The following is a 22,945-nucleotide window of genomic DNA, read 5'->3' on the forward strand; positions in this document are numbered from 1 at the left end:
ACGGAGCTTACTCCAGATCGCCCTCGTCGATCACGACGAGCGACGCCGATGGCTTCTTCATCGCTGCCTCGGCGCAGACGTCGATGATCTCGTCGCTGAAGCGTTCGAACAGTTCGAGCGCATCATCCTCGGGCTCATCGCCGCTCAGTTCCTTGAGCACGGCGTATTTCACCGCGAAGTCGCGGTCGTCGCCATCGATCTCGGCGGTAAATTCGACCTGCCGCTCGCGGTCGTTGTCGGTAAGGCTGTTCTGGTCGATTACGAGGCTGCTGGCCATGTCTGTGGACTCCCGGGGGTTGCGCGAATGTCCCTGCCCGCGCCCCTCGCATGGGGCAACCCCGGAAAACGCCTTCGCGCGTCGCCGGTGCGGGGTAGGTATGGCAGCGATAACCCGTGACTGCCGGCTTTGATCCGGATGACCGGGACGGTACGCGCGGATAGCGCCGTACGCCTGGATTACGCGCGCTGGCGCGACTGGCTCTGGATCCTGACGTTCGTCAGCATGACGGAAAGGGGCTCGGGCGGGAGACCGGCAGCGCTCAGGCGCCCCATTCGGGCCCGTCCTCGTCGGGATAGAAGCCGTCGCTCCGGTCCGGCGCGGGTGGGGCGGCCCGGCGACCCGTATCCGCGACCGGAGGGGGCAGCGTCGGGTCGCCGCCACCGAAGCGGATGCGGATATACGCGCCGCCGCCATGCATCGCCTGGAACACCGCGACCGTTTCGTCAGCCTGCATGCGCTGGCCGATCAGCGGCGCGCGCTCGGCGCTGATATAGCCCATCTGGATGTCGCGCTCGCTCCACACGCCGACCGCATTCGGATCATGCGGGTTCTTGGGCTCGCGGCGCAAGGTCACGCGGTCGCCGGACGCGCAGAGCAGGATTTCCATCCGCCGGTTGCTCCGGCTCTTGTCGGTATTGGGAAAGTCGATCCCGACGATCGACGTGGTGAGTTCGTCCATCGCGCGACGATGCGCGCACCGCCGCCGCGGTGCAACCGGTGCGAATCGGGAGTCTGCGAGAGGATAAGGTGCCGATGGTGGGTCCGCCGGGGCTCGAACCCGGGACCTCTCGATTAAAAGTCGCTTGCTCTACCAACTGAGCTACGGACCCGTATATCGGCTGCGAGCCACTAGGGGCGCAGCCGCGGTCGGTCAACCTTGTGCGCGAGATGACGGACGCTTTGCCCGGTCAGCGGGTCGCGCCACCGCGGCGCGATGCGCGCGAGCGGGGCCAGCACGAAGCCGCGGTCCCGATAGGCGGCATGCGGCACGCTCAGCCCCGGCCCCCGCCATGCGCCGCCGGACCACAGGATGATGTCGAGATCGATCACGCGCGATCCCCAGCGGCGGCCGCGCCGCCGACCGAACGCGGTCTCGATTCGCTTCAGCCGCGCAAGCAGCACGGGCGGCGAGTCGTGCGTCTCGACCAGCGCGACCGCATTGGCGTAGCGCCGGATCGACGGCCCGAGCGGCGCGCTCGCGATGATCGGCGACACGGCGACGACGCCCCCGACCGCCGCCAGCGCGGCGCGGATCGTCGCGGCGGGCGCACCGTGGATTCCGCGCCGATTCGATCCGAGCGCGATCGCATAGGTTGTCCGCTCCATCCGACCCGCCTAACGCACCGCGATGAACTTCGCACCCTCCCCGCTGCCCGAAACCGAGCCGCCGCACGACTGTCCCAATTGCCCGCGTCTCGTCGCCTTCCGCAACGAATTGCGCGCCGAATTTCCGACCTGGTGGAATGCCCCCGTCCCCGCGTTCGGCGATCCCGATGCGTGGCTCGGCATCATCGGCCTCGCGCCCGGCAAGCACGGCGCCAACCGCACCGGGCGTCCGTTCACCGGCGATTTCGCGGGGCAATTGCTCTACGACACGCTCGGCAAGTTCGGGCTGGCAGACGGCGTGTTCGCAGCGAAACCCGATGACGGGCTAAAGCTGAACGGCGCGATCATCATCAACGCAGTCAAATGCCTGCCGCCGCAGAACAAGCCGACGCCGGAGGAAATCCGCACCTGCCGCCCGTTCGTCGAGAACCAGCTCGCGGAGTTGCCTAAGGCGCGAGTTTTCATCGCCCTCGGCCAGATCGCGCACCAGACCAGCGTGAAACTGCTCGGCGGGCGGCTGCCCAAGGCCAAGTTCGGGCATCTCGCCGAGCATGTCATGCCCGACGGCCGCATCCTGATCGATAGCTATCACTGCTCGCGCTACAACCAGAACACCCGCGTCCTGACCCCCGACATGTTCGAAGCCGTGTTCGCGCGGGCGCTGGAGTTGCGCTAACCCTTGTCTGCGGGGATCAGTGAGGCGACGTTGCGCGCTGCGACTGCCCAACGATAAACCGCATCCGCAATATAAATCCGGAACTGGGTAGGATCGACCTGAACGTTCTTCGCGCCGCCAACACAGGGCCTTGCCTGATCGATCAAAGCAGCCTGAAGATCGCCAAACAGTGCGGGACCGTCACCTAACGCCAACTGCACGGATAGTTTGGGCTGCAGCCGCACCATGCACGCTGCAATACGATAATAGGCTTGGTCGACCGGCGAACGAAAGCGGTTACGCGGAATCTCCCGGAGATCGAATCGGCGTTCGACCTCCGGATCACGCGTCTGCTCCGTGGTGAGTTCCAAGTCTGGTACGAACATCTTCAATGCTTGGATCGTGAACGCGCCGCGATCATAAATGGAATGGCCGAGCGGCGCGGCCTCGATATTTGGTGAAATACCTTTCTGCCCACCATTCATAGCAGTGGCAGCCTCGAGTTCCGTGGCATCGCGCCCCTGACGTCCGAGTGCATTGGCCCCTTCGCCACACGTCGCATAGATCCGAGCCAGTCTATCCTGCGCGTAGGCGTGACGAACACTATTGAACTCGCCATCAACAACCTTGTGCAGCCAGGCATACTCGCTCAAATTGCTACGCGCGGCACATTTTGCCATTCGCTCGCTGGCGTCGTAGCGCGCACGAATATTGATCGTTGAGATTGCCGTTGGATAACGCGCAGTCGTATCGATATCTTTACGCAGCCTGTATCCTTGAATGACAATATCATTCTCAGATGCTGCCGCGGGAGGTAATGCCGTTTGCCCCGCGGGTGGCTCAACGTCCGGCTGGCGAGCCAACTTGTCCTGCGCATTTGCCATGGTCGAAGCACCGATCGCCAGCAAGATAACCCGCGAAGTTCTGTTCACCATAGCACATGTCTCCGCCACGAAGAACTTCACGATAGCTAGACGTCTGCAACAAGTCTCCCGTAAAGATCAGGCCGGCGGTCACGGAAGAATCCAAAAGCGGCGCGGTGGCGCTTGACGATGTCGAGATCGATCGTTGCGGTGATCACGCCCTCGTCGTCGCGACCGAGTTCGGCGAGGATATCCCCGCGCTCGTCGGCGATGAAGCTGGTGCCGTAGAAGGTCTGGCCATGCTCGACGCCGACGCGGTTGGCGGCGACGATGGGCACGACGTTGCTGACCGCATGCCCGACCATCGCACGCCGCCACAGCCGCGCGGTGTCGAGGCTGGTGTCGTGCGGCTCGCTGCCGATCGCGGTCGGGTAGAACAGGACTTCGGCGCCCATCAGCATCATCGCGCGCGCGGTCTCGGGATACCATTGGTCCCAGCAGACGCCGACGCCGAGCGTCGAACGGCCCTGCGCGGCGGCATGCGGCCAGACCTTGAAGCCGGTATTGCCGGGGCGGAAATAGAATTTTTCCTCATAGCCCGGGCCGTCGGGGATGTGGCTCTTGCGATAGACGCCCTGCACCTCGCCGTCGGGGCCGATCATCGCGAGGCTGTTGTAATGGTGCGGGCCATCGGCCTCGAAGAAGCTGGTCGGAATCGTGACCTTGAGCGCCTCGGCGAGCGCCTGCATCGCGAGCACCGCCTTGTGCTCGCCGACGGGGGCGGCGTTGGCGAACAGGCCCTCGTCCTCGACACGGCAGAAATATTCGCCCTCGAACAATTCGGGCGGCAGGATCACCTGCGCGCCGCGCGACGCCGCCTCGCGGACGAGCCGCGAGACATTGGCGATATTCTTGTCGATATCGGCAGTGAAGCCGAGCTGGAGCGCGGCGACGGTGATCTCGGTCATGCGAATTCCTATAGCGTCACGCCGAAGCGCGCCGCGATTGCGACGACCGCGAGATAGAGAAGGATCGTCAGGACGCAACCGGCAGCAAGCGAAACCCAGAATCCGACACCGTGCCGCAACAGCGCCGGGATCAGCAGGAACATCGGCAGCGAGGGCAGCACGTACCAGAAGGTCGCCTCGGCATGCGCGGCCAGCCGGACGCGGTCGCCGGTGTCGTGCCACAGCCAGATCATGCCGAGCACCGACAGCAGCGGCAGCGACGCGACGAGCGCCCCTGCCGCCGGACTCCGCCGGGCGATGGCCGCGATCAGCGCGACGATGATCCCGGACAGGACCGCGCGGACCGCGAAGGCGAGCATCAGCCGGGGATTTGCTGGCTGATGCAGTGGAAGCTGCCGCCGCCGGTCAGGATATGATCCGCACGCTGCCCGACAACCTGACGGTCGGGGAAGATCGCCTGGATCGCCGCGACCGCGGCGCCGTCATTCTCCGCGCCGTAGAGCGGCACGACGACGGCGGCATTGCCGATGTAGAAATTCATGTAGCTGGCGGGCACGATCTCCTCGTCGCGCAGCACGCGGCCGGGCGACGGGATGCCGACCACCGTCAGGCCGGCGCGTTCCGCATCCCGCTTCGCCAGCTGATAGACCTGCCAGTTGGGGTCGTTCTCGGCCGCCTCGGGGACCGCGACGCGACCCTCGCCGACGAAGCGCGCGAGATTGTCGACATGGCCGTCGGTATGATCGTTGACGAGCCCGTCGCCGAGCCACACGACCTGGCTGAAGCCGAGGTCGGACTTCAGCCGCGCCTCGATCTCCGCCTTGTCGAGGTCGGGGTTGCGGTTGCGGTTGAGCAGGCACTGCTCGGTCGTGACGACCACGCCCGTGCCGTCGCCATCGACCGCGCCGCCTTCGAGCACCCAGTCGAATGCCGAGAGCGTCTTGCCGCGGCCCTCGGCCAGACGGCGGCCGATCGTGTCGTCGCCGGGCAGGTCGTATTTGCCGCCCCAGCCGTTGAAGACGAACTGGTGCGCGGTGCCGTCGCCAACGATGATCGGCGCGGTGTCGCGCAGCCAGATGTCGCCGAACGGCTCGACCACGACCTCGGCGAACGGGGCGAGCCGACGCGCGGTCCGCGCCGAGCCCTCGTCCGCGGCAACCAGGATCACCGTCTCGCCCTTGCCGTCGGCATGGACTGCGGACGCAAAGGCGACGACCTCGTCACGCGCGGGTTCAAGATCGTCGAGCCACAGATCGGCATGGCTTGGAAAGCCGATCCAGACGGCCTTGTGATGCGCCCATTCGGCGGGCGGGGGGAGTGTCGTCACTTACTTGGCTCCTGCGCGATCTTTGTCGCGGATGTTGCGGAATTCGGCGGTTTTGTACCAGTTCGGCCACAGCGCCGTGTCGTCGGCGAGCTTGCGGCCGAGCCCGTAATAGATCGTCAGATCCTCGACCGCACCCGACCAGTCCCATTTGGCGTCATATTCGTCGGCGGGCTTGTGATAGCGGTTGGCGACATAGTCCTCGCGCGCGGCATGACCCGCCGCGGTGCCGCCGACCACCAGGTCCTCGCCGCTGCCGCCATCGAGCATCGGCACGCCGAGCTTGGCGAAGCTGAAATGATCCGAGCGATAATAGCCGCCGCGTTCGGGGTTGGCCTCGACGCCGATCACGCGGCCCTGCGCGGCGACGAACGGCTTGACCAGATCCTCGATCTCCGACTTGCCGGCCCCCGTCAGCACGAAGTCCTTCACGCGCCCGTCGACGTTCAGCACGTCCATGTTCACGCCGCCGACCGTCCGCGCGAGCGGATAGATCGGATGCTCGGCATAATAGCGCGAGCCGAGCAGCCCCGATTCCTCCGCGGTCACCGCGAGGAACGCGATCGAGCGCTTGGCAGGACCCGCCTTCACATGCGCCTGCGCGAGCGCGATCAGCCCCGCGGTGCCCGTCGCATTGTCCGCGGCGCCGTTGCAGATGTCGTCGCCACCCACCGCATCGCAGCGGCCGAGATGATCCCAGTGCGCCGAATACAGCACGTAATCGTTCGGTACGGTCTTCCCCGGCAGCACGCCGATGACGTTCCTCGACGCCTGGCGCCGGATCGTGTTGGCAAAGCCGGTCGACAGCTTGAGCCCGAGCGGTACCGCCTTGAAGCCCTTCACCTTGGCCGCCGCGGCGAGCGCCGCATAATCCTTGCCCGCACTCGCGAAGACGCGCTCGGCGGCAGGCTTCTGCATCCAGCCGATGACCTGCGACTGGTCGAGATGATCGCCCTTCTCGTCGAGCTCGAGCTGCGGCCCGGTCCAGGACGACTGCACCACCGCCCAGGGATAGGCCGCGGGCTCGGTATCGTGGACGATGATCGCCGCCGCCGCGCCGTGCTTCGCCGCATTCTCGAACTTGTACGGCCAGCGGCCATACCAGGTCATCGCGCGGCCCTCGAACGGTCCTTCGCGGCCCATCGTCTGCCAGTCGGCGTCGTTGATGAGGATGACGACGGTCTTCCCCTTCACGTCGACGCCCGCATAATCGTCCCAGCCCTTTTCGGGGGCGGTGATGCCGTAGCCGACGAAGACGACGTCGCTGTTCGTCACGGTCGAGGTCGGTGCGACGCGGTAGGTCCCCGCGACCATGTCGGTGCGATAGGCGAGGCTGACGGGGGTCTTGCCGCCGGTGAAGACGAAGGGCTTCACGTCCTTTGCGGTGATCTCGACCATCGGCACGTCCTGGGTCCAGCTGCCCCTGTTGCCGGGTTTCAGCCCCGCGGCCTTCATCTGCGCGACGAGATAGGCGACGGTCTTCGCCTCGCCGGGCGTAGTCGGCGCGCGGCCTTCATAGGCGTCGGACGACAATGTCTGCGTCACGGTCTTCAGCGTCTCGACCGAGATCGCGGGCGCGGTCTGCGCCGAGGCGGCGGTGCCGAGAAGGAGCAGGGACAGAAGGGCAGCGCGCATAGGGATCTCCCGAGTGAATGCCGCGCGTTCTGGCAAAGCGCGGTCGCTATGTCCACGCAACGAAAAAGGGCGGCCCCGAAGGACCGCCCTTTTCTGTTTCGGACCGCGCCGTGGCGAAGCCACGTCGTCGGACGTCGCTTGAGCGACGCCGGCCGGTCTCGTTACTCTCGACTCAGCGCGAATAGAACTCGACGACGAGGTTCGGTTCCATCTTCACCGGGTAAGGCACTTCGTCGAGCGTGGGCACGCGCGTGAAGGTTACCTTGGCCGCACCATCGGGAGCGACATAGTCGGGGATCTCGCGCTCGGCGAGGCTCTGTGCTTCCATCACCAGCGCCATTTCCTGCGCCTTCGAACCCAGCGTGATCTCGTCACCGACGAAGCAGCGACGCGACGCGATGTTGCACTTCACGCCGTTGACGCGGATGTGGCCGTGCGAAACGATCTGACGGGCTGCGAAGATCGTCGGCGCGAACTTGGCGCGGTAGACGATCATGTCGAGACGCTGCTCGAGCAGGCCGATCAGGTTCTGCGAGGTATCGCCCTTCAGACGAGCCGCCTCATGGTAGCAGGCGCGGAACTGCTTCTCGGTCACGTCGCCATAATAGCCCTTGAGCTTCTGCTTGGCGCGCAGCTGGATACCGAAGTCGCTGACCTTGCCCTTGCGGCGCTGGCCATGCTGGCCCGGGCCGTATTCGCGCTTGTTGACCGGCGACTTGGGGCGGCCCCAGATGTTCTCGCCCATACGGCGATCGAGTTTGTACTTCGCGCTTTGACGCTTCGACATGATAAAACCTTTGCAAATGCAAACAACGTTGGTCCCGGTATCGCTCTGCTGGTCGTCGTTTAGGACAAGGCAGGGCCACCGCTTCACCGGGGTGCAGGGCCATTGCGAAGGCGGGCGCCTAGACGGGGGGAGCGCCAGAGTCAAGCTGGACAGGCTGCGGGTCGCTCGGCAAGAGGCGCGCATGACCATCCTATCCGGACCCGACTGCACCACCATGACCGAGGTCCGCGCGGGCGTCGACGCGCTCGATCGCGAACTCGTCGCGCTGCTGGCCAGACGCTTTGCCTATATGGACGCCGCCGCGCGCATCAAGCCCGAGCGGGGGCATGTGCGCGACGAGGCGCGCAAGACGCAGGTTATCGAGAATGTGCGGGCGGAGGCGGCGAAGCTCGGCGTTCCGGAAGCTGTGGTGGCAGATCTGTGGGAGGGGCTGGTCGAGGCCTCGATCGCGTATGAGCTGGCGGCGTTCGACCGGCGCTGAGACGGGCTGCGGAGGACGCCGCCACCCCGCTCCCGTCATCCTGGACTTGATCCAGGATCCAGAGCCACAAACGCCGCCCTCTCTGGCTCTGGATCCTGGGTCGAGCCCAGGATGACGGAGATCAGGCTCTAGGCTTCTTCCCCGCCAGCGACGACAACACCCCGCGCATCGTCCGGATCTCCTGGCTCGACCAGCCGGGCTTGGTCAGCAGCGTACGCAGCGTCCGCCGCGTCGTCTGGATCTTGTCGGGCGGATAGAAGAACCCCGCCCCCATCAGCATCGTATCGAGCTGGCCGATCATCCCGTCGAGCTCCTCCTGCAGTGCGGGCGGCATGATCGGATTGATCGACGGCTGGCTGAGCTCGCGCTCCGCGGTCAGCCCCTTCGACCATTCATACGCGACTAGGATCACCGCCTGGGCGAGGTTCAAGGACCCGAATTCGGGATTGATCGGCACCGTGATGATCGTCCGTGCGACCGCGACGTCGTCGGTTTCGAGGCCCGAGCGCTCGGGTCCGAACAGGATCGCTGAGCGGCCGGGGGCGGCGTGGATTTCGGTCGCGGCCTGTTCGGGGGTGACGACCGGCTTGGTCACGCCACGCTTGCGGACCGTAGTGGCGAAGACCTGCGCGCAGTCGGCGGTGGCGGCGGCGACGCTGTCGAAGACCTGCGCGTTTTGCAGGACGATGTCGGCACCACTGGCGGCGGGACCAGCAGAGGGGTTGGGCCAGCCGTCGCGCGGGGAGACGAGGCGCATCTCGACGAGCCCGAAGTTGAGCATCGCGCGCGCGGCCTTGCCGATGTTCTCGCCGAGTTGGGGGCGGACGAGGACGATCACCGGGGGTGGGGCTGCGACACCCCCATCCCGTTCGTCCCGAGTAGAGGTCGAGCTCGTCGAGACCTCGTATCGAGGGACAGGTTCGGCGCGCTCCGGCTTGCGCGCCGCCGCGGACACCGCCGCCCAGTCGTCGCGGAACAGCGCCTCCTTCTTCTTGCGCGACCAGTCCTTGACCTGAAACTCGGCCGCGAGCGCCTCCTGCCGCGAGGGGAATTCCTGGCTCCACATCAGCTCGACCGGGCGTCTTGTCTGCGTGTACCCCGGAATCTCGCCAAGGTTATGCTGGCCGACCCGGCGCTCCAGATCGTCCGTATGTCCGGTATAATAACTGTCGTCGGCGCAGCGCACCACATAGGCCCAGAATGTCATCGGCGGGGCTTATCCCTCGATACGCCGTCTCGACAAGCTCGACGTCTACTCGGGACGAACGGGAAGGGGCAGGTCGCGGGCGATACTGGTGCAATGCAGCCGTTCGTCCCGAGTTGGGATCGCGCGAAGTCGAGAGCGCGTATCGACGGACACGCCCGGATCACTCCGCCCGCCCGACCTCCTCGACACTCCCGGCAAACGCCTCGAAGTCCTTCGCCTCGCTGAAATCCCGGTACACACTCGCAAACCGGATATACGCGACCGAATCGAGCCCCTTGAGCCCGTCCATCACCATCTCACCGATCCGCTTCGACGTGACGTCGTTCTCGCCGAGCGTCTCGAGCCGCCGCTGGATCCCGCTCACAAGCTTCTCGATCCGCCCCGCCTCGATCGCCCGCTTGCGCGTCGCGATCGACAGCGACCGCAACAGCTTCTCGCGGTCGAACGGCTCTCTACGCCCCTCGCTCTTCAAGACGAACAGTTCGCGCAGCTGGATGCGTTCGAACGTCGTGAAACGCGCGGCGCAGCCTTCGCACTGGCGCCGGCGCCGGATCGCCGCCCCGTCTTCGGTAGGGCGGCTGTCCTTTACCTGGCTGTCGTCATGTCCGCAAAAAGGGCAGCGCATTCAGACCTTCTTCTTGCCCTTGTAATAGGCGTAGCCCGCGCCGGCGAGCGCACCGAAGATCGGGCCGATCACCGGCACCGGGATCGCCACGACTGCGCCGAGCGCGCTCCACTTGGCCATGCTCTTGCCGAGGCCGGGGGTCGCCTTGATGTCGTTCTGGATTTCGTCGATCTTCGACATGCTCATTATCCTTGATAGATCGGGAAGCGTGCGCACAGCGTGCGAACACGCGTCCGAACGTCCGCCTCGACCTCCGGGTCCCCATGCTCGCCCTTTTTCGCGAGCCCGTCCAGTACGTCGGCGACCATGTTACCGATCTCGCGGAACTCGGCCGGGCCGAAGCCGCGCGTCGTGCCGGCAGGGCTGCCGACGCGGATGCCGCTGGTCTTCATCGGCGGCAACGGATCGTTGGGGATGCCATTCTTGTTGCAGGTGATCCCCGCGCGCTCGAGCGCCTCGTCCGCATCGCGGCCGGTGATGCCGAGCGGCGTGAGGTCGATCAGCGCCAGATGCGTGTCGGTGCCGCCCGAAACGACGTCCGAGCCGCGCTCCTTCAGCGTCGCCGCCAGCACCTTCGCATTCTCGACGACGGCGGCGATATAGCTCTTAAAGTCGGGCTGGAGCGCCTCGCCAAATGCGACCGCCTTCGCTGCGATCACGTGCATCAGCGGACCGCCCTGGAGGCCCGGGAACACCGCCGAGTTGATCTTCTTCGCGACGGCCTCGTCATTCGTCATGATCATGCCGCCGCGCGGGCCCCGCAGCGTCTTGTGCGTGGTGGTCGTCACGACATGCGCGTGGCCGAACGGCGTCGGGTGCAGCCCGGCTGCGACGATCCCGGCGAAATGCGCCATGTCGACCATGAAATACGCGCCGACCTTGTCCGCGATCGCCCGGAAGCGCGCGAAGTCGATGACGCGCGGATAGGCCGAGCCGCCCGCGATGATCAGCTTTGGCTGATGCTCGACCGCCAGCGCCTCGACCGCGTCATAGTCGATCAGGTGCGTGGTCGCATCGACGCCGTACTGGATCGCGTTGAACCACTTGCCCGACTGCGCGGGCTTGGCGCCGTGAGTCAGGTGGCCGCCGGCATCGAGGCTCATCCCGAGGATCGTGTCGCCCGGCTTGACCAGCGCGAGCATCACTGCGCCGTTCGCCTGCGCGCCCGAATGCGGCTGGACGTTGACGAAGCCGCAGCCGAAGATCTGCTTGGCGCGCTCGATAGCTAACGTCTCGACCGTGTCCGACGGCGCGCAGCCCTGGTAATAGCGCTTGCCCGGATAGCCCTCCGCATATTTGTTGGTGAACACCGAGCCCTGCGCCTCGAGCACCGCCTTCGAGACGATGTTCTCGGACGCGATCAGCTCGATCTGCGTCTGCTCGCGGCCGAGCTCGGCGGCGACGCCGGCGAACACCGCGGCATCCGCATCGGCGAGACCACGGGTGAAGAAGCCGTCCGGCTGGACGTCATGGAGCGTGTTGGGCTGGGTGCTCATGCGGGGACCTTTGCTGAAACGCTGTCGATGGCGGAGAGCTTGTCGACACGATGTTGATGACGGCCGCCGGCGAAATCGGCGGACAGGAAGGCTTCGACGCACGCCTTGGCCATTTCTTCGCCGATCAGCCGCGCGCCCATCGCGATGGCGTTGGCGTCGTTGTGGATCCGCGCGAGGCTCGCCGACAACGGCTCGGAGACGAGCGCGCAGCGGCAGGCGGGGTTGCGGTTCGCGGCGATCGAGATGCCGATCCCCGAGCCGCACAGCGCGATCCCGCGCTCGGCGCGACCGTCTTCGATCGCGGCGGCCAGCGCATAGCCATAATCGGGATAATCGACGCTCGCGGTGCCCTGGGGTCCGAGATCGAGCACGTCGTGCCCTGCCTCGGTCAGCCACGCGGCAAGCACCGCTTTCAACGAAACGGCGGCGTGGTCGGACGCGATGGCGATGCGCACCTGGCGTATTCCTGTGATCGGGATCGGGTGCCCAGCCCCTTACCCACCCGAGCCGGAATTTGCCACACCTGTTCGCGCGATGCGCCTGGAGGCGCGAACGATCCTCCCCCCCTGCCGGAGGAGGATTGCAATGACCGCCCTGCTGCGGTCAAGGATACGCCATGAACGCCTTCCCCCTGCCCGCCGCCCCTGCCCTCGCTTTGGCGCTCGCGCTTGCCGCATGCTCTGGCCCTGCGCCCGAGACACGTAGCGAGCCGGTCGCGACGTCGGCGGGCGCGACCGAGACCACGCGCCCGGAAAAGGTCGTCGCGCCGCAGACGCGCGACCTGTCGGGGCGGTGGATCGGGGTCGAGGGCATGGTCCTCGACATCACCCCCGCAGCGGCCCCGGGGCGCTTCCGTCTCGCGATGCAGTGGGATCTCGACAACAAGGGCGAGTTCGACGGGCAGGCGGTCGGCGACACGATCGTCTTCACGCGCGGCGGCGTGCGCGAAATCCTGCGCCCGACCGATGGCAACGCTACGGGTCTGAAATATCTGGCCGGCAAGACCGACTGCCTGACGGTCAAGACCGGCGAAGGCTATTGTCGCAACGGATCAGCACGCTAGTGTCCGCTGCGTGACACTGTCCAAGCCCCAGGCCGATGCCGCCCGCGCCCATCTCTCCGCCGTCCTCATCCGGACCGGACAGGAAGACCGTGATGCCTTTCGCGAGCTTTATGCGCTGACCCAGGCGAAGCTTTTCGGCATCACCCTGCGTATCTGCGGCAACGCTCAAGCCGCGGAGGATGTGCTGCACGACGTCTATCTCACGATCTGGAAGCGCGCGGGGGCGTGGGAGCCCGGCCGTGCGAGTCCGATCACCTGGCTGGCAACGATCGCCCGCAACCGCGCGATCGACTGGCAGCGCGCGCAGACGCTGCGCCGTGCAGCGCCGCTCGAGGACGCACCCGAGATTGCCGATCCAACACCGACCGCGGAAACGCTGTTGCTCGCGGACGAATCGACGCGCCGGCTGCATGGCTGCCTCGATGGTCTGGATGCGCAGCACCGCGATGTCATCCGTACCGCGTTTTTCGACGGCGTGACCTATGCCGAGCTCGCGATCCGGCGCGCCGTCCCGCTTGGCACGATGAAAAGCTGGGTCCGCCGCGGGCTCGCGCGACTGAAGGACTGTCTTGGTGCCTGATCGCGACCCCCTTGCCGGCGAATTCGCGCTGGGCCTGCTCGAGGGCGAGGACCGCGCGGCGGCGCTGCGCCGCGTGCTCGCCGATCCCGATTTCGCCGCCGACGTCGAATGGTGGCGCACGCAGTTCGCCGCGTTGTTCGACCTGTGGCCCGAACACGACGCGCCACCGCACCTCGTCGCGCGGATCGAGGCCAGCCTCGACGCGGTACGCCGCGCCGAGGCGACCGGAACCGTGTCCGCGATACCGACGCGCCGGTCGCCATGGCCGTGGCTCGCCGCGGCAAGCAGCGCGGTCGCGGCCTGCCTGCTCGTGTTCATCGCGGTCGAACCCCGCGAATCGGCGCCCGTCTCGCAGCCGATCCCGGCGGCCCGCCCGAGCAGCGTGCTCGTCGCGATGCTGGGCGACGCGAAGTCGCCCGTCGCGGCGGTGTTCGATCCCGCGACCGGCGCGTTGCGCGTCGCGGCGGGACCGGGCGTCCCCGATGCGCGTGTCGCGCAGCTCTGGGTGATCGGCGGCGACGGCGTGCCGCATGCGCTCGGCCTGCTCGCAGCGCAGCCGACGGTGCTTGCACCGGCAGGCGTTGACCGCCGCCGCATTGTCGCGGGCGCGACGCTTGCGATTTCGGTCGAGCCGCTGGGTGGTTCGCCGACCGGCCTGCCGACCGGTCCGGTCGTCGCGACGGGCGTCGTCGCGCGCGTATGATGACCAAGCCGGCCGCGCCGGGCGGTATCCCGCGGATCGCAGCTTTGCTCGGTCTCTCGGGGCTGTTGCCGCAGTTCGGCGCGGTCGCGCTCCTGCTCGGCAATGATCCCGCCAGCCGGTTTTCCGCGCTCGCCGTCGCCTATGCCTATGCCGCGCTGATCCTGAGCTTTCTCGGCGGGCTGTGGTGGGGGCTTGCCGCCCGGACCGAGGCGGCGCCGCGCTGGCTGTGGTTCGCGAGCGTTGCGCCTTCGCTGATCGCACTCGTGACGGCATGGCCGTGGATGGTCGGGCTGCGCTGGCCGGGGCCGTCGCTGGTCGTGCTGGGAATCAGCCTGATCGGTGCGCTGCTGGTCGACCGCGCGCTCGTCCGCGCCGGGATCGCGCCGCCGGGATGGATGGCGCTGCGCGTGCCGCTGTCTCTTGGACTCGGCGTCGTGACCCTCGCGGCGGCGGCACTCTAGGCCGGTCCGGCTCAGGCCGCCTTGCGCAGGTCCAGCCGACTCCAGATTTCCACCAGCGCGTCGGTCAGTTCGCGCATCATCGCCTCGGTATGCGCAGGACCCGGCGTGAAGCGGAGCCGTTCGCTGCCACGCGGCACGGTCGGGTAGTTGATCGGCTGCACGTACACGCCGTATTCGGCGAGCAGCACGTCACTGATCTTCTTCGCCTTGACCGGATCGCCGACCATCAGCGGCACGATATGCGTGTCGCCGATCATCACCGGCAGCCCGGCGTCCTTCAGCATCGCCTTGAGCATCGCTGCCGACGCCTGTTGCCCGTCGCGCTCGACGCTCGACGCCTTGAGGTGCCGCACGCTGGCAAGCACGCCCGCGACGAGGACCGGCGACAGCGAGGTCGTGAAGATGAACCCGGGAGCATAGCTGCGGATCACGTCGACGATCGTGCGATCGGCGGCGATATAGCCCCCCATCACCCCGAACGCCTTGCCCAGCGTCCCCTCGAGGATCGTGATCCGGTGCGCGACCTGATCGCGCTCCGAAATGCCACCGCCGCGCGCGCCGTACATCCCGACCGCATGGACCTCGTCGCAATAGGTCAGCGCGTTGTACTGGTCGGCGAGGTCGCAGATCGCCGAGATCGGCGCGATGTCGCCTTCCATCGAATAGACGCTCTCGAACGCGATCAGCTTCGGCGCGCTGGGGTCCTCGGCGGCGAGCAGTTCCTCGAGATGCGCGAGATCGTTGTGACGGAACACGCGCTTTTCGCAGCCCGAATTGCGGATCCCCGCGATCATCGACGCGTGGTTCAGCTCGTCCGAAAAGATGATGCAGCCCGGCACGACCTTGGCGAGAGTCGCGAGCGTCGCCTCGTTCGAGACATAGCCGCTGGTGAACAGCAAGGCCGCTTCCTTGCCGTGGAGATCGGCGAGTTCGCCTTCCAGGTCGACATGATAATGCGTGTTGCCGCCGATGTTGCGTGTGCCGCCGCTCCCTGCGCCGACATCGTGCAGCGCCTCTTCCATCGCGGCGATGACCTTGGGGTGCTGGCCCATTGCGAGATAGTCGTTCGAACACCACACGGTGATCGGCTTGGGGCCGTTATGCCCGGCAAAGCAGCGCGCGTTCGGAAACGCGCCCTTGTTGCGCAGGATGTCGATGAAGACGCGGTAGCGGCCTTCGGCGTGCAGGCGATCGATGGCCTGCGTGAACACGCGCGAATAATCGACTCGCGGTTCCAGACCATGCGTCTTGGTGGCGTCCGTACTCATGACCTTGGGCACTACGCCTCACCTTCGCTCATTTCCAGTGCGATCCCGTGATAACGGTGATCGCTTTCCCCGTCCTTATAGAACATTGCCACGAGACCGCGCCGAAGCAAGCGGGCATATTGTCCCAGCGTGCTGTTCCGTGTCGGCTCAGAGCTGTTCGAGCGTTGCGAACCCGTGCGCGGCGAGCGCCGGCGCCAGCGCGCGGTCTTCGTCACCCAGCCGCGTGACGACCGCGATCCCCGCGCCTGCCCCGCCCGACGGCCAGGACTGCCCCTGCGTCAGATGGGTGATGCGGGCGGCGATGCCGGGGCCGCCGTCGACGAACGCGATACCGGGCGCGACGGCGGCGAGCTCGCGCTCGACCAGCGGGAAATGCGTGCAGGCGTTGACGATCACGTCGATCCGGTCGCCGCCCGGCTGTGTGAACAGCCCGTCGAGCACCGCACGGTACCGCTCCGCCGCGACGGGGCGTCCGTGCAGCTTGGCCTCCGCCATCTCGACCAGGGCCGCCGATCCGTGTCGCAACACCGTGCAGTCGCCCGCGAAGCGCGCCGCAAGGTCGTCGACATAGGCCTGGCGCACCGTCGCCTCGGTGCCCAGCACGCCGATCGTCCGCGTGACGGACAGCGCGGCGGCGGGCTTGATCGCCGGGACCGTGCCGACCACCGGCAGGTCGAGCGCCGCGCGTACCACGGGCAGCGCGATCGTCGAGGCGGTGTTGCACGCGATCACGATCAGCCGCGGGCGATAGCGTTCGGCGAGCCGCCCGAGCAGCACGGGCACGCGCGCGGCGATCTCCGCCTCGCTCCTGGTGCCATAGGGGAAGCCCGCGGTGTCGGCGGCGTAGACGAACGGCGCATCGGGAAGCGCGGCGCGGGCGGGCGCGACGATCGACAGGCCGCCGACGCCCGAATCGAAGAACAGGATGGGGCGCTGGTCCATCTGGCTGCCTTAGGACGGATCACGCGTCGTAAACCAGCGCCATGCGCGCTATCGCCGGCAACGCGGGGTTCGGGGTTCGGGCGGTCGGGATGCGGGTGGCACAGGCGCGGTCGTCGCCCGTCGCAGGCCATTTGCCGTCTGCCCCGCGTCGTTTATAAGCACCGGCGAAACGGGGGAGCAGTTTGCAGACGGAAATACTCTGGGTCGCGCCGACGCTCTCGCTCCTGCTCAGCTATCTGCTCGGCGCGATCCCGTTCGGCGTCATCCTGACGCGGCTCGGCGGCGCGGGCGATCTGCGGACGATCGGGTCGGGCAATATCGGCGCGACCAACGTCCTGCGGACGGGGCGCAAGGGGCTGGCGGCCGCGACGCTGCTGCTCGACATGGCCAAGGGTGCGGTCGCGGTCCTGCTGGTCGCGCACCTGTTCCCCGGCAACGCGCTGCTGGCGGCGGCGGGCGCGTTCGTCGGGCATTGCTATCCGGTCTGGCTCAAGTTCCGCGGCGGCAAGGGCGTTGCGACGCTGATGGGTATCGTCGTCGCGCTCCATTGGCCGCTCGGGCTGGTCTATGCGGTGGTCTGGCTCGGGCTGCTCGGGGGGCTGCGGATCTCGTCGGTCGCGGGCATCGCCGCGGCGCTGAGCGCGCCGTTCTCGGCGGCGCTGTTCGGGCGGTTCGACCTCGTCCTGCTGCTCCTCGCGCTCGCGCTGATCGTGCTGTTCAAGCACCGCGACAACATCGAACGCCTGTTCGCGGGGACCGAGCCGCGGATCGGCCGTTCCAACCGGCAACCGGGTGGCTGACCCGAGGCTCGCACGGCTTCGGCTCATCCGAACGACCGGGATCGGACCGGTCACCTATCGCCAGTTGATGACGCGGTTCGGCGGCGCGGATGCCGCGATCGCGGCGCTGCCGATGCTGGCCGCGCGCGGCGGTGGACGCACGCCACCGCTCGCTGACATCGCGACGATCGAGCGGGAGATCGCTGCCACCGACCGGTTGTCGGCGCGCTATCTGTTCGTCGACGATGCGGACTATCCGCGGCTGCTCGGCGAGATCGAGACGGCGCCGCCCGCGCTCATCCTGCGCGGTGACCTCGCGCTTGCGACACGCCCGTGCGTCGCGCTGGTCGGCGCGCGCAATGCATCCGCGGCGGCATGCCGGTTCGCCCGACAGCTCGCATACGAACTCGCCGAGCAAGCGACGACGGTGGTGTCGGGGCTGGCGCGCGGGATCGACACCGCGGCCCATATCGGCGCGCTCGGCAGCAGGCCCGACGGGGCAACGATCGGGGTCATCGCGAGCGGGATCGACATCGCCTACCCGCCCGACAACAGCGCGCTGCAGGAGCGGATCGCCCGCGAAGGCCTGCTGATCGCCGAACAGCCCCCGGGGACCGAGCCCAAGGCGCGCAATTTCCCCTCGCGCAACCGCATCATCGCAGGGCTGGCGATCGGCACCGTGGTGGTCGAGGCGGTGCCGAAATCCGGGTCGCTGATCACCGCGCGCCTTGCGAACGAGGCTGGCCGCGAGGTGATGGCGGTCCCCGGCAGCCCGCTCGATCCGCGCGCACAAGGGTGCAACCTGCTCATCCGCGAGGGCGCGACGCTGGTGCAGAGCGCCGCCGACATCCTCGAACAGATCCGTCCGTTCGATGCGCGCTCCGTCCGCGTCCCGGGCAATGCCTACGACGCACCCCCGCCGGCGGACGCGAGCGATGCCGACCGGCGCGCGGTCATCGACCTGCTCGGTCCCGTCCCCGTCGCGGTCGACGAACTCATCCGCCAGTCGCACCGCCCCCCGGCGGTCGTGCAGTTGGTGCTGCTCGAACTCGAGCTCGCGGGTCACATCGACCGCCACGCGGGCGGTCGCGTCAGCCTGATCTAGCCGCGGCGGCGGATCAGCACGGGTCCACCATGATCGGCGTGCACCGCCAAACCCGCTGCAAACATCGTCGATCGTCTCGGAAACCAGTCGGCAGCACGAAACCGGCCGGTGACAGGCGCGAGGAATGCGATGTCCGCCCGTCCTGCCGTCGCAGACCCTGTCTGGTCGAAACGCAGGCGCACCGGCAAGGAACATTGATCGCTCATGATGATGGAAACTAGGTTCGCCGCGGCTTGCGCAAAATCCGGGAAATACCCTGGCTCTGGCCCGTCGTTTGAACGGAAACGGGCGGATCGTGCAGGCCGGCGCTGCGGCGTTCGCTGCATCCAGCGCCTGACATTCGGGCATCGCGTCCCCATCTGACGCGTCGACACCCGCCAACCCCACGCTTGACGGCACCGCCCCGACGCCGTCACGCTCGTACGCGTACACGTAAGGACCCCGGTTACCCCATGCAGCTTGTCATCGTCGAATCGCCCGCAAAGGCGAAAACCATCGAGAAGTATCTCGGCAGCGACTATCGCGTGCTGGCCAGCTACGGCCATGTCCGCGACCTGCCGCCCAAGGACGGCTCGGTGGATCCCGACGATCAGTTCGCGATGACGTGGGAGAATTACGCCGACAAGTCGAAGCAGCTGAAAGCGATCACCGATCTCGCGAAGACCGCCGACCGCCTGATCCTCGCGACCGATCCGGATCGCGAGGGCGAGGCGATTTCGTGGCACGTCCGCGAGGTGCTGCGTGCGCGCAAAGCGCTGCCGAAGGAGGTCGAGCGCGTCACCTTCAACGCGATCACCAAGGCCACCGTCACCGAGGCGATGAAGAACCCGCGCGAGCTCGACGACGATCTGATCGATGCGTACCGCGCCCGCCGCGCGCTCGATTACCTCGTCGGCTTCACGCTCTCGCCGGTGCTGTGGCGCAAGCTGCCCGGCGCAAAGTCCGCCGGCCGCGTCCAGTCCGTATCGCTCCGCCTGATCGTCCAGCGCGAGCGCGAGATCGACGTGTTCAAGCCGCAGGAATATTGGTCCGTCACCGCCGAGATGGAGCATGACGGCACCGCATTCCAGGCGCGCCTGACGCAGTTCGAGGGCGCCAAGCTCGACCGCCTGTCGATCGGCAACGAAGGCGACGCGCTGCGCGCCAAGCAGGCGGTGCTCGACGGCAATTTCTCGGTCCAGTCGGTCGAGACCAAGCCCGCCGGGCGCAACCCGCCGCCGCCGTTCACGACCTCGACGCTCCAGCAGGAGGCGTCGCGCAAGCTCGGCTTCTCCGCCGATCACACGATGCGGATCGCGCAGGGCCTCTACGAGGACGGCGCCATCACCTATATGCGTACCGACGGCGTCCAGATGGACGGCAGCGCGATCAGCGCCGCACGCCTCGCGGTCGCGAACCGCTTCGACGCGAGCTACGTCCCCGACAAGCCGCGCCAGTATCAGTCGAAGGCGAAGAACGCGCAGGAAGCGCACGAGGCGATCCGCCCCACCGACTTCTCGAAGGACAAGGCCGGGGGCGGCGATCATGCGCGCCTCTACGACCTGATCTTCAAGCGCGCGCTCGCCAGCCAGATGGCGTCGGCGCGGATGGAGCGCACCACGGTCGAGATGGCCGACGGGACGGGGCGCAACATCCTGCGCGCCACCGGCCAGGTCGTGCTCTTCCCCGGCTATCTCGCATTGTACGAGGAAGGCGCCGACGACACGCAGGACGAGGATGCACGCCGCCTGCCGCGGATGAAGGAGGGCGATGCCCCCGCCAAGAAGAAGGTCGACGCCGAGCAGCACTTCACGCAGCCGCCGCCGCGCTTCTCGGAGGCCTCGCTGGTCAAGCGGATGGAGGAGCTCGGCATCGGCCGCCCGTCCACCTACGCCTCGATCATCAAGACGCTGAAGGACCGCGCGTACGTCCGGATCGAGAAGAACCGCTTCTTCGCCGAGGAGAGCGGGCGTCTGGTGACGGCGTTCCTCGAACGCTTCTTCGAGAAATATGTCGGCTATGATTACACCGCCGAGCTCGAGGAGGAGCTCGACGACGTCTCGGGCGGTCGCGCGCAGTGGCAGTCGGTGCTCGACGCGTTCTGGCGCGATTTCAAGCCGCGCACCAACGAGGTGATGGAGCAGCAGCCCAGCGCGATCACCGCCGAGCTCGACACCTTCCTCGCGCCGTACCTGTTCCCGGCCAAGGCGGACGGCGGCGATCCGCGGCTCTGCCCGAATTGCGGCGAAGGACAGCTTGCGCTGCGCGGCGGCAAGTTCGGCGCGTTCATCGCGTGCTCCAACTACCCCGAATGCAAATACACCCGCCGCTTCGCGCAGCCGGGCGGCGAGGCGGAGGGCGACACCGGCCCTTCGACGCTCGGCGTCGATCCGGAAACGAACCTGCCCGTCGAGCGCAAATCGGGACGCTTCGGCCCGTATATCCAGATCGGCGAGGGCGAGGCGCGCAAGATGGCGTCGATCCCCAAGGACATCGGCGAGCTCGACCTCGAATGGGCGCTCAAGCTGCTGAGCCTGCCGCGGACGATCGGCGTGCATCCCGAAACCGGCGAGCCGATCACCGCGGCGATCGGCCGCTATGGTCCGTATCTCAAGCACGCCGGCAAATATGCCCGGCTCACCTCGACCGCCGACGTGTTCGAGACGGGGATGAATGCGGCGGTGGTCAAGCTCGCCGAGGCGGCGGCCGGGGGCGGACGCCAGCAGCGCGGCGCGCAGGCTCCGCTGAAGGTGCTCGGCAACCATCCGCGGACCGAGGCGGAGATCAAGCTGATGGAAGGCCGCTACGGCCCTTACGTCACCGACGGCACGACGAATGCGACGTTGCCCAAGTCGATCGAGAAGGACCAGCTGACGCTGGAAGAGGCGGCGTCGCTGATCGACGCGCGTGCGGCCGCGGCACCGGCGACGAAGAAGAAGAAGGCGCCCGCCAAGAAGCCCGCGGCGAAGAAGGCCCCCGCGGCGAAGGACGGCGAGGCGAAACCGGCGGCCGCGAAGAAGGCGCCGGCCAAGAAGGCCCCCGCGAAAAAGGCCGCCCCGAAGAAGGCCGCCCCGAAGAAGAAGGCCGCAGCCGAATAACCCTGGCCTCCGATTCTCCCCCGCCAGGGGGAGGATCGCGTGGGAGATGGCTTATGCCGCGCGGCGCTGCGTCAGCTGCAGCCAGTCGCGCGCGGCGCGCTGTGCGACCGAAATCTCGCGGGCGGTCATGTCCTCGGCGATCTGCGCGCGGCATTCCTGTGCGGCGATGTTGCCCGACACGGCCGCGAGGTTGAACCACTTGTGCGCTTCGATCAGGTCGAGCACGACGCCCGCGGTTCCCGTCGAATACACCATCCCGAGCTCGTAACAGGCCCGCCCGTCGCCGCGCGCGGCATCGGCGAGACGCCGTTCGATCAGGAAATTCGTGGTCTTGAGCCTGCTAGCCATGGTCGGTCCCCAATGTTCATGCGGACAGACTGGACCGATTCGCCCTGCGAAATGGTTAATGGGTTAATGCGTAGAACTGCCTATTCGACGGCAATATTGTCGATGAGCCGCGTCGACCCCATCCGCGCCGCCGCGAGCAGCCGTCGCGGACGATCCGCTGCGGGGTTGCCGGCCAGAGTCTCGGCATCGGCGAGCGCGACATAGTCGATCGCAAACCCCGCCCCCACCAGCGTCGTGCGCGCATCGTCGAGCACCGCCTCGACATCCTCGCCCTTCGCGATCGCACGCGCGGCGACACCGAGCGCACGCGGCAGCGCGACCGCCTGACGGCGCTGGTCGTCGTCGAGATAGATGTTGCGCGACGACATCGCGAGCCCGTCGTCGTCGCGTTGCGTCGGCACGCCGACGATCTCGAGCGCGAAGTCGAGGTCGGCGACCATCCGGCGGATCACCGCAAGCTGCTGGAAATCTTTCTCGCCGAAATAGGCGGCGTCGGCCCCCACCTGATTGAACAGCTTGGCGACGACGGTCGCGACGCCGTCGAAATGCCCCGGCCGCGCGGCACCGTCAAAGCCCTCGCTGACGCCCGCGACAGCGATGTTCGTCGCGAAGCCCTCGGGATACATCACGTCGACGCCCGGCGCCCAGAGCAGGTCGCAGCCGACCTCGTTCAGCAGGCGCACGTCCGCCATTTCGCGCCGCGGATAGCGCGCGAGATCCTCGTTCGGGCCAAACTGCTTGGGGTTCACGAAGATCGACGTGACGACCTTCGTCCCCGGTCGTTTTGCCGCCTCGATCAGCGCGACATGGCCGGCATGGAGCGCGCCCATCGTCGGGACAAGCGCGACGCGCTGCCCCGCCGCGCGGAAGGCGGCGACGCTTTCGCGAAGCATATTCAGGTCCCGAACGGTCTGCACGTCAAACTCCTACTCGATAAGTGCGGTCGCGGCTTCTATGAAGGGTGACACTGTC

General features: G+C 67.3%; 27 protein-coding genes and 1 tRNA gene. 9 read left to right on the forward strand and 19 right to left on the reverse strand.

What is annotated here, in order from left to right:
* Positions 1–7: 7 nt before the first annotated feature.
* The 4 genes from ASE72_RS05900 to folK all read right to left on the reverse strand — a co-directional run bounded on the left by ASE72_RS05900 (position 8) and on the right by folK (position 1,606).
* A complete protein-coding gene (locus tag ASE72_RS05900; RefSeq protein ID WP_056017843.1) occupies positions 8–277 on the reverse strand; it encodes a DUF1488 family protein in 270 nt (89 codons plus the stop codon).
* 262 nt (positions 278–539) lie between these two features.
* Positions 540–959, reverse strand: a complete 420-nt coding sequence (locus ASE72_RS05905) for an HIRAN domain-containing protein (RefSeq protein ID WP_056017846.1) — start codon at positions 957–959, stop codon at positions 540–542.
* 75 nt (positions 960–1,034) lie between these two features.
* A tRNA-Lys gene (locus ASE72_RS05910) sits at positions 1,035–1,110 on the reverse strand.
* 19 nt (positions 1,111–1,129) lie between these two features.
* A complete protein-coding gene (gene folK / locus ASE72_RS05915) occupies positions 1,130–1,606 on the reverse strand; it encodes a 2-amino-4-hydroxy-6-hydroxymethyldihydropteridine diphosphokinase (RefSeq protein WP_056017848.1) in 477 nt (158 codons plus the stop codon).
* Between the two features lie 22 nt (positions 1,607–1,628).
* On the opposite strand from folK, the gene ASE72_RS05920 reads away from it, so the two are divergent.
* Positions 1,629–2,282 carry a uracil-DNA glycosylase gene (locus ASE72_RS05920; RefSeq protein WP_056017851.1) on the forward strand — a complete coding sequence of 218 codons (654 nt, stop codon included), beginning with the start codon at positions 1,629–1,631 and terminating at the stop codon, positions 2,280–2,282.
* Here the strand turns inward: ASE72_RS05920 and ASE72_RS05925 are convergent.
* The 6 genes from ASE72_RS05925 to rpsD form a co-directional block, all read right to left on the reverse strand.
* On the reverse strand, positions 2,279–3,196 hold the full coding sequence (locus tag ASE72_RS05925) for a hypothetical protein (RefSeq protein WP_156350145.1): 918 nt from the start codon (positions 3,194–3,196) through the stop codon (positions 2,279–2,281). The genes ASE72_RS05920 and ASE72_RS05925 overlap by 4 nt on opposite strands.
* A gap of 35 nt (positions 3,197–3,231) precedes the next feature.
* Positions 3,232–4,092 (reverse strand): N-carbamoylputrescine amidase, encoded by an 861-nt coding sequence (aguB, locus tag ASE72_RS05930; RefSeq protein WP_056017857.1) that lies wholly within the window; start codon positions 4,090–4,092, stop codon positions 3,232–3,234.
* Positions 4,093–4,100: 8 nt separating this feature from the next.
* Positions 4,101–4,451, reverse strand: a complete 351-nt coding sequence (locus tag ASE72_RS05935) for a DUF3147 family protein (protein ID WP_056017860.1) — start codon at positions 4,449–4,451, stop codon at positions 4,101–4,103.
* Complete coding sequence (locus ASE72_RS05940) at positions 4,451–5,419, reverse strand: agmatine deiminase family protein (protein ID WP_056017863.1); 969 nt, start codon at positions 5,417–5,419, stop codon at positions 4,451–4,453. Before ASE72_RS05940 ends, ASE72_RS05935 begins: the two co-directional genes overlap by 1 nt.
* On the reverse strand, positions 5,420–7,051 hold the full coding sequence (locus tag ASE72_RS05945; RefSeq protein ID WP_056017866.1) for a M28 family peptidase: 1,632 nt from the start codon (positions 7,049–7,051) through the stop codon (positions 5,420–5,422).
* Between the two features lie 172 nt (positions 7,052–7,223).
* Positions 7,224–7,838 (reverse strand): 30S ribosomal protein S4, encoded by a 615-nt coding sequence (rpsD, locus tag ASE72_RS05950; RefSeq protein ID WP_056017869.1) that lies wholly within the window; start codon positions 7,836–7,838, stop codon positions 7,224–7,226.
* Positions 7,839–8,019: 181 nt separating this feature from the next.
* Here rpsD and ASE72_RS05955 point away from each other — a divergent pair, with 181 nt between their 5' ends.
* Positions 8,020–8,319 carry a chorismate mutase gene (locus ASE72_RS05955; RefSeq protein ID WP_056017872.1) on the forward strand — a complete coding sequence of 100 codons (300 nt, stop codon included), beginning with the start codon at positions 8,020–8,022 and terminating at the stop codon, positions 8,317–8,319.
* A 121-nt stretch (positions 8,320–8,440) separates the two neighbouring features.
* Here ASE72_RS05955 and ASE72_RS05960 read toward each other — a convergent pair whose 3' ends face one another.
* From ASE72_RS05960 to rpiB, 5 genes are all read right to left on the reverse strand, one after another.
* The gene (locus ASE72_RS05960) at positions 8,441–9,526 is read right to left on the reverse strand and encodes a TrmH family RNA methyltransferase (protein ID WP_082445804.1); all 1,086 of its coding nucleotides are present in this window, start codon (positions 9,524–9,526) and stop codon (positions 8,441–8,443) included.
* A 160-nt stretch (positions 9,527–9,686) separates the two neighbouring features.
* Positions 9,687–10,151, reverse strand: coding sequence for a transcriptional regulator NrdR (gene nrdR, locus ASE72_RS05965; RefSeq protein WP_056017875.1), 465 nt, complete (start codon positions 10,149–10,151; stop codon positions 9,687–9,689).
* Entirely contained in the window at positions 10,152–10,331 is a 180-nt protein-coding gene (locus ASE72_RS05970) for a hypothetical protein (protein ID WP_055882487.1), read from the reverse strand.
* A gap of 5 nt (positions 10,332–10,336) precedes the next feature.
* Positions 10,337–11,647 carry a serine hydroxymethyltransferase gene (locus ASE72_RS05975; RefSeq protein WP_056017878.1) on the reverse strand — a complete coding sequence of 437 codons (1,311 nt, stop codon included), beginning with the start codon at positions 11,645–11,647 and terminating at the stop codon, positions 10,337–10,339.
* Positions 11,644–12,102 carry a ribose 5-phosphate isomerase B gene (gene rpiB / locus ASE72_RS05980; RefSeq protein WP_056017881.1) on the reverse strand — a complete coding sequence of 153 codons (459 nt, stop codon included), beginning with the start codon at positions 12,100–12,102 and terminating at the stop codon, positions 11,644–11,646. The genes ASE72_RS05975 and rpiB overlap by 4 nt, the downstream gene beginning before the upstream one ends.
* A 161-nt stretch (positions 12,103–12,263) precedes the next feature.
* Here rpiB and ASE72_RS05985 point away from each other — a divergent pair, with 161 nt between their 5' ends.
* The 4 genes from ASE72_RS05985 to ASE72_RS06000 are packed head-to-tail and all read left to right on the forward strand — an operon-like array spanning position 12,264 to position 14,454.
* The gene (locus ASE72_RS05985) at positions 12,264–12,710 is read left to right on the forward strand and encodes a hypothetical protein (RefSeq protein WP_056017884.1); all 447 of its coding nucleotides are present in this window, start codon (positions 12,264–12,266) and stop codon (positions 12,708–12,710) included.
* A gap of 10 nt (positions 12,711–12,720) precedes the next feature.
* Positions 12,721–13,290, forward strand: coding sequence for a sigma-70 family RNA polymerase sigma factor (locus ASE72_RS05990; protein WP_056017887.1), 570 nt, complete (start codon positions 12,721–12,723; stop codon positions 13,288–13,290).
* On the forward strand, positions 13,283–13,993 hold the full coding sequence (locus tag ASE72_RS05995; protein WP_235532249.1) for an anti-sigma factor: 711 nt from the start codon (positions 13,283–13,285) through the stop codon (positions 13,991–13,993). Before ASE72_RS05990 ends, ASE72_RS05995 begins: the two co-directional genes overlap by 8 nt.
* Complete coding sequence (locus tag ASE72_RS06000) at positions 13,993–14,454, forward strand: DUF3429 domain-containing protein (RefSeq protein ID WP_056019080.1); 462 nt, start codon at positions 13,993–13,995, stop codon at positions 14,452–14,454. The genes ASE72_RS05995 and ASE72_RS06000 overlap by 1 nt, the downstream gene beginning before the upstream one ends.
* An 11-nt stretch (positions 14,455–14,465) precedes the next feature.
* Here ASE72_RS06000 and hemA read toward each other — a convergent pair whose 3' ends face one another.
* Both hemA and murI read right to left on the reverse strand, forming a co-directional pair.
* Positions 14,466–15,722 carry a 5-aminolevulinate synthase gene (hemA, locus tag ASE72_RS06005; protein ID WP_056019082.1) on the reverse strand — a complete coding sequence of 419 codons (1,257 nt, stop codon included), beginning with the start codon at positions 15,720–15,722 and terminating at the stop codon, positions 14,466–14,468.
* Positions 15,723–15,869: 147 nt separating this feature from the next.
* Positions 15,870–16,664, reverse strand: a complete 795-nt coding sequence (gene murI, locus ASE72_RS06010) for a glutamate racemase (RefSeq protein WP_056017892.1) — start codon at positions 16,662–16,664, stop codon at positions 15,870–15,872.
* Positions 16,665–16,846: 182 nt separating this feature from the next.
* On the opposite strand from murI, the gene plsY reads away from it, so the two are divergent.
* From plsY to topA, 3 genes are all read left to right on the forward strand, one after another.
* Positions 16,847–17,464 (forward strand): glycerol-3-phosphate 1-O-acyltransferase PlsY, encoded by a 618-nt coding sequence (plsY, locus tag ASE72_RS06015; RefSeq protein WP_056017895.1) that lies wholly within the window; start codon positions 16,847–16,849, stop codon positions 17,462–17,464.
* Positions 17,457–18,548 (forward strand): DNA-processing protein DprA, encoded by a 1,092-nt coding sequence (gene dprA, locus ASE72_RS06020; RefSeq protein WP_056017898.1) that lies wholly within the window; start codon positions 17,457–17,459, stop codon positions 18,546–18,548. Before plsY ends, dprA begins: the two co-directional genes overlap by 8 nt.
* A gap of 452 nt (positions 18,549–19,000) precedes the next feature.
* Positions 19,001–21,625, forward strand: coding sequence for a type I DNA topoisomerase (gene topA / locus ASE72_RS06030; RefSeq protein ID WP_056017904.1), 2,625 nt, complete (start codon positions 19,001–19,003; stop codon positions 21,623–21,625).
* Positions 21,626–21,676: 51 nt separating this feature from the next.
* Here topA and ASE72_RS06035 read toward each other — a convergent pair whose 3' ends face one another.
* Both ASE72_RS06035 and panC read right to left on the reverse strand, forming a co-directional pair.
* A complete protein-coding gene (locus ASE72_RS06035; RefSeq protein WP_056017906.1) occupies positions 21,677–21,973 on the reverse strand; it encodes a sel1 repeat family protein in 297 nt (98 codons plus the stop codon).
* An 80-nt stretch (positions 21,974–22,053) separates the two neighbouring features.
* Positions 22,054–22,890 carry a pantoate--beta-alanine ligase gene (gene panC, locus ASE72_RS06040; protein ID WP_056017909.1) on the reverse strand — a complete coding sequence of 279 codons (837 nt, stop codon included), beginning with the start codon at positions 22,888–22,890 and terminating at the stop codon, positions 22,054–22,056.
* Between the last annotated feature and the right edge of the window lie 55 nt (positions 22,891–22,945).

The organism is Sphingomonas sp. Leaf20 (genome assembly GCF_001421535.1).
GTDB lineage: Bacteria > Pseudomonadota > Alphaproteobacteria > Sphingomonadales > Sphingomonadaceae > Sphingomonas.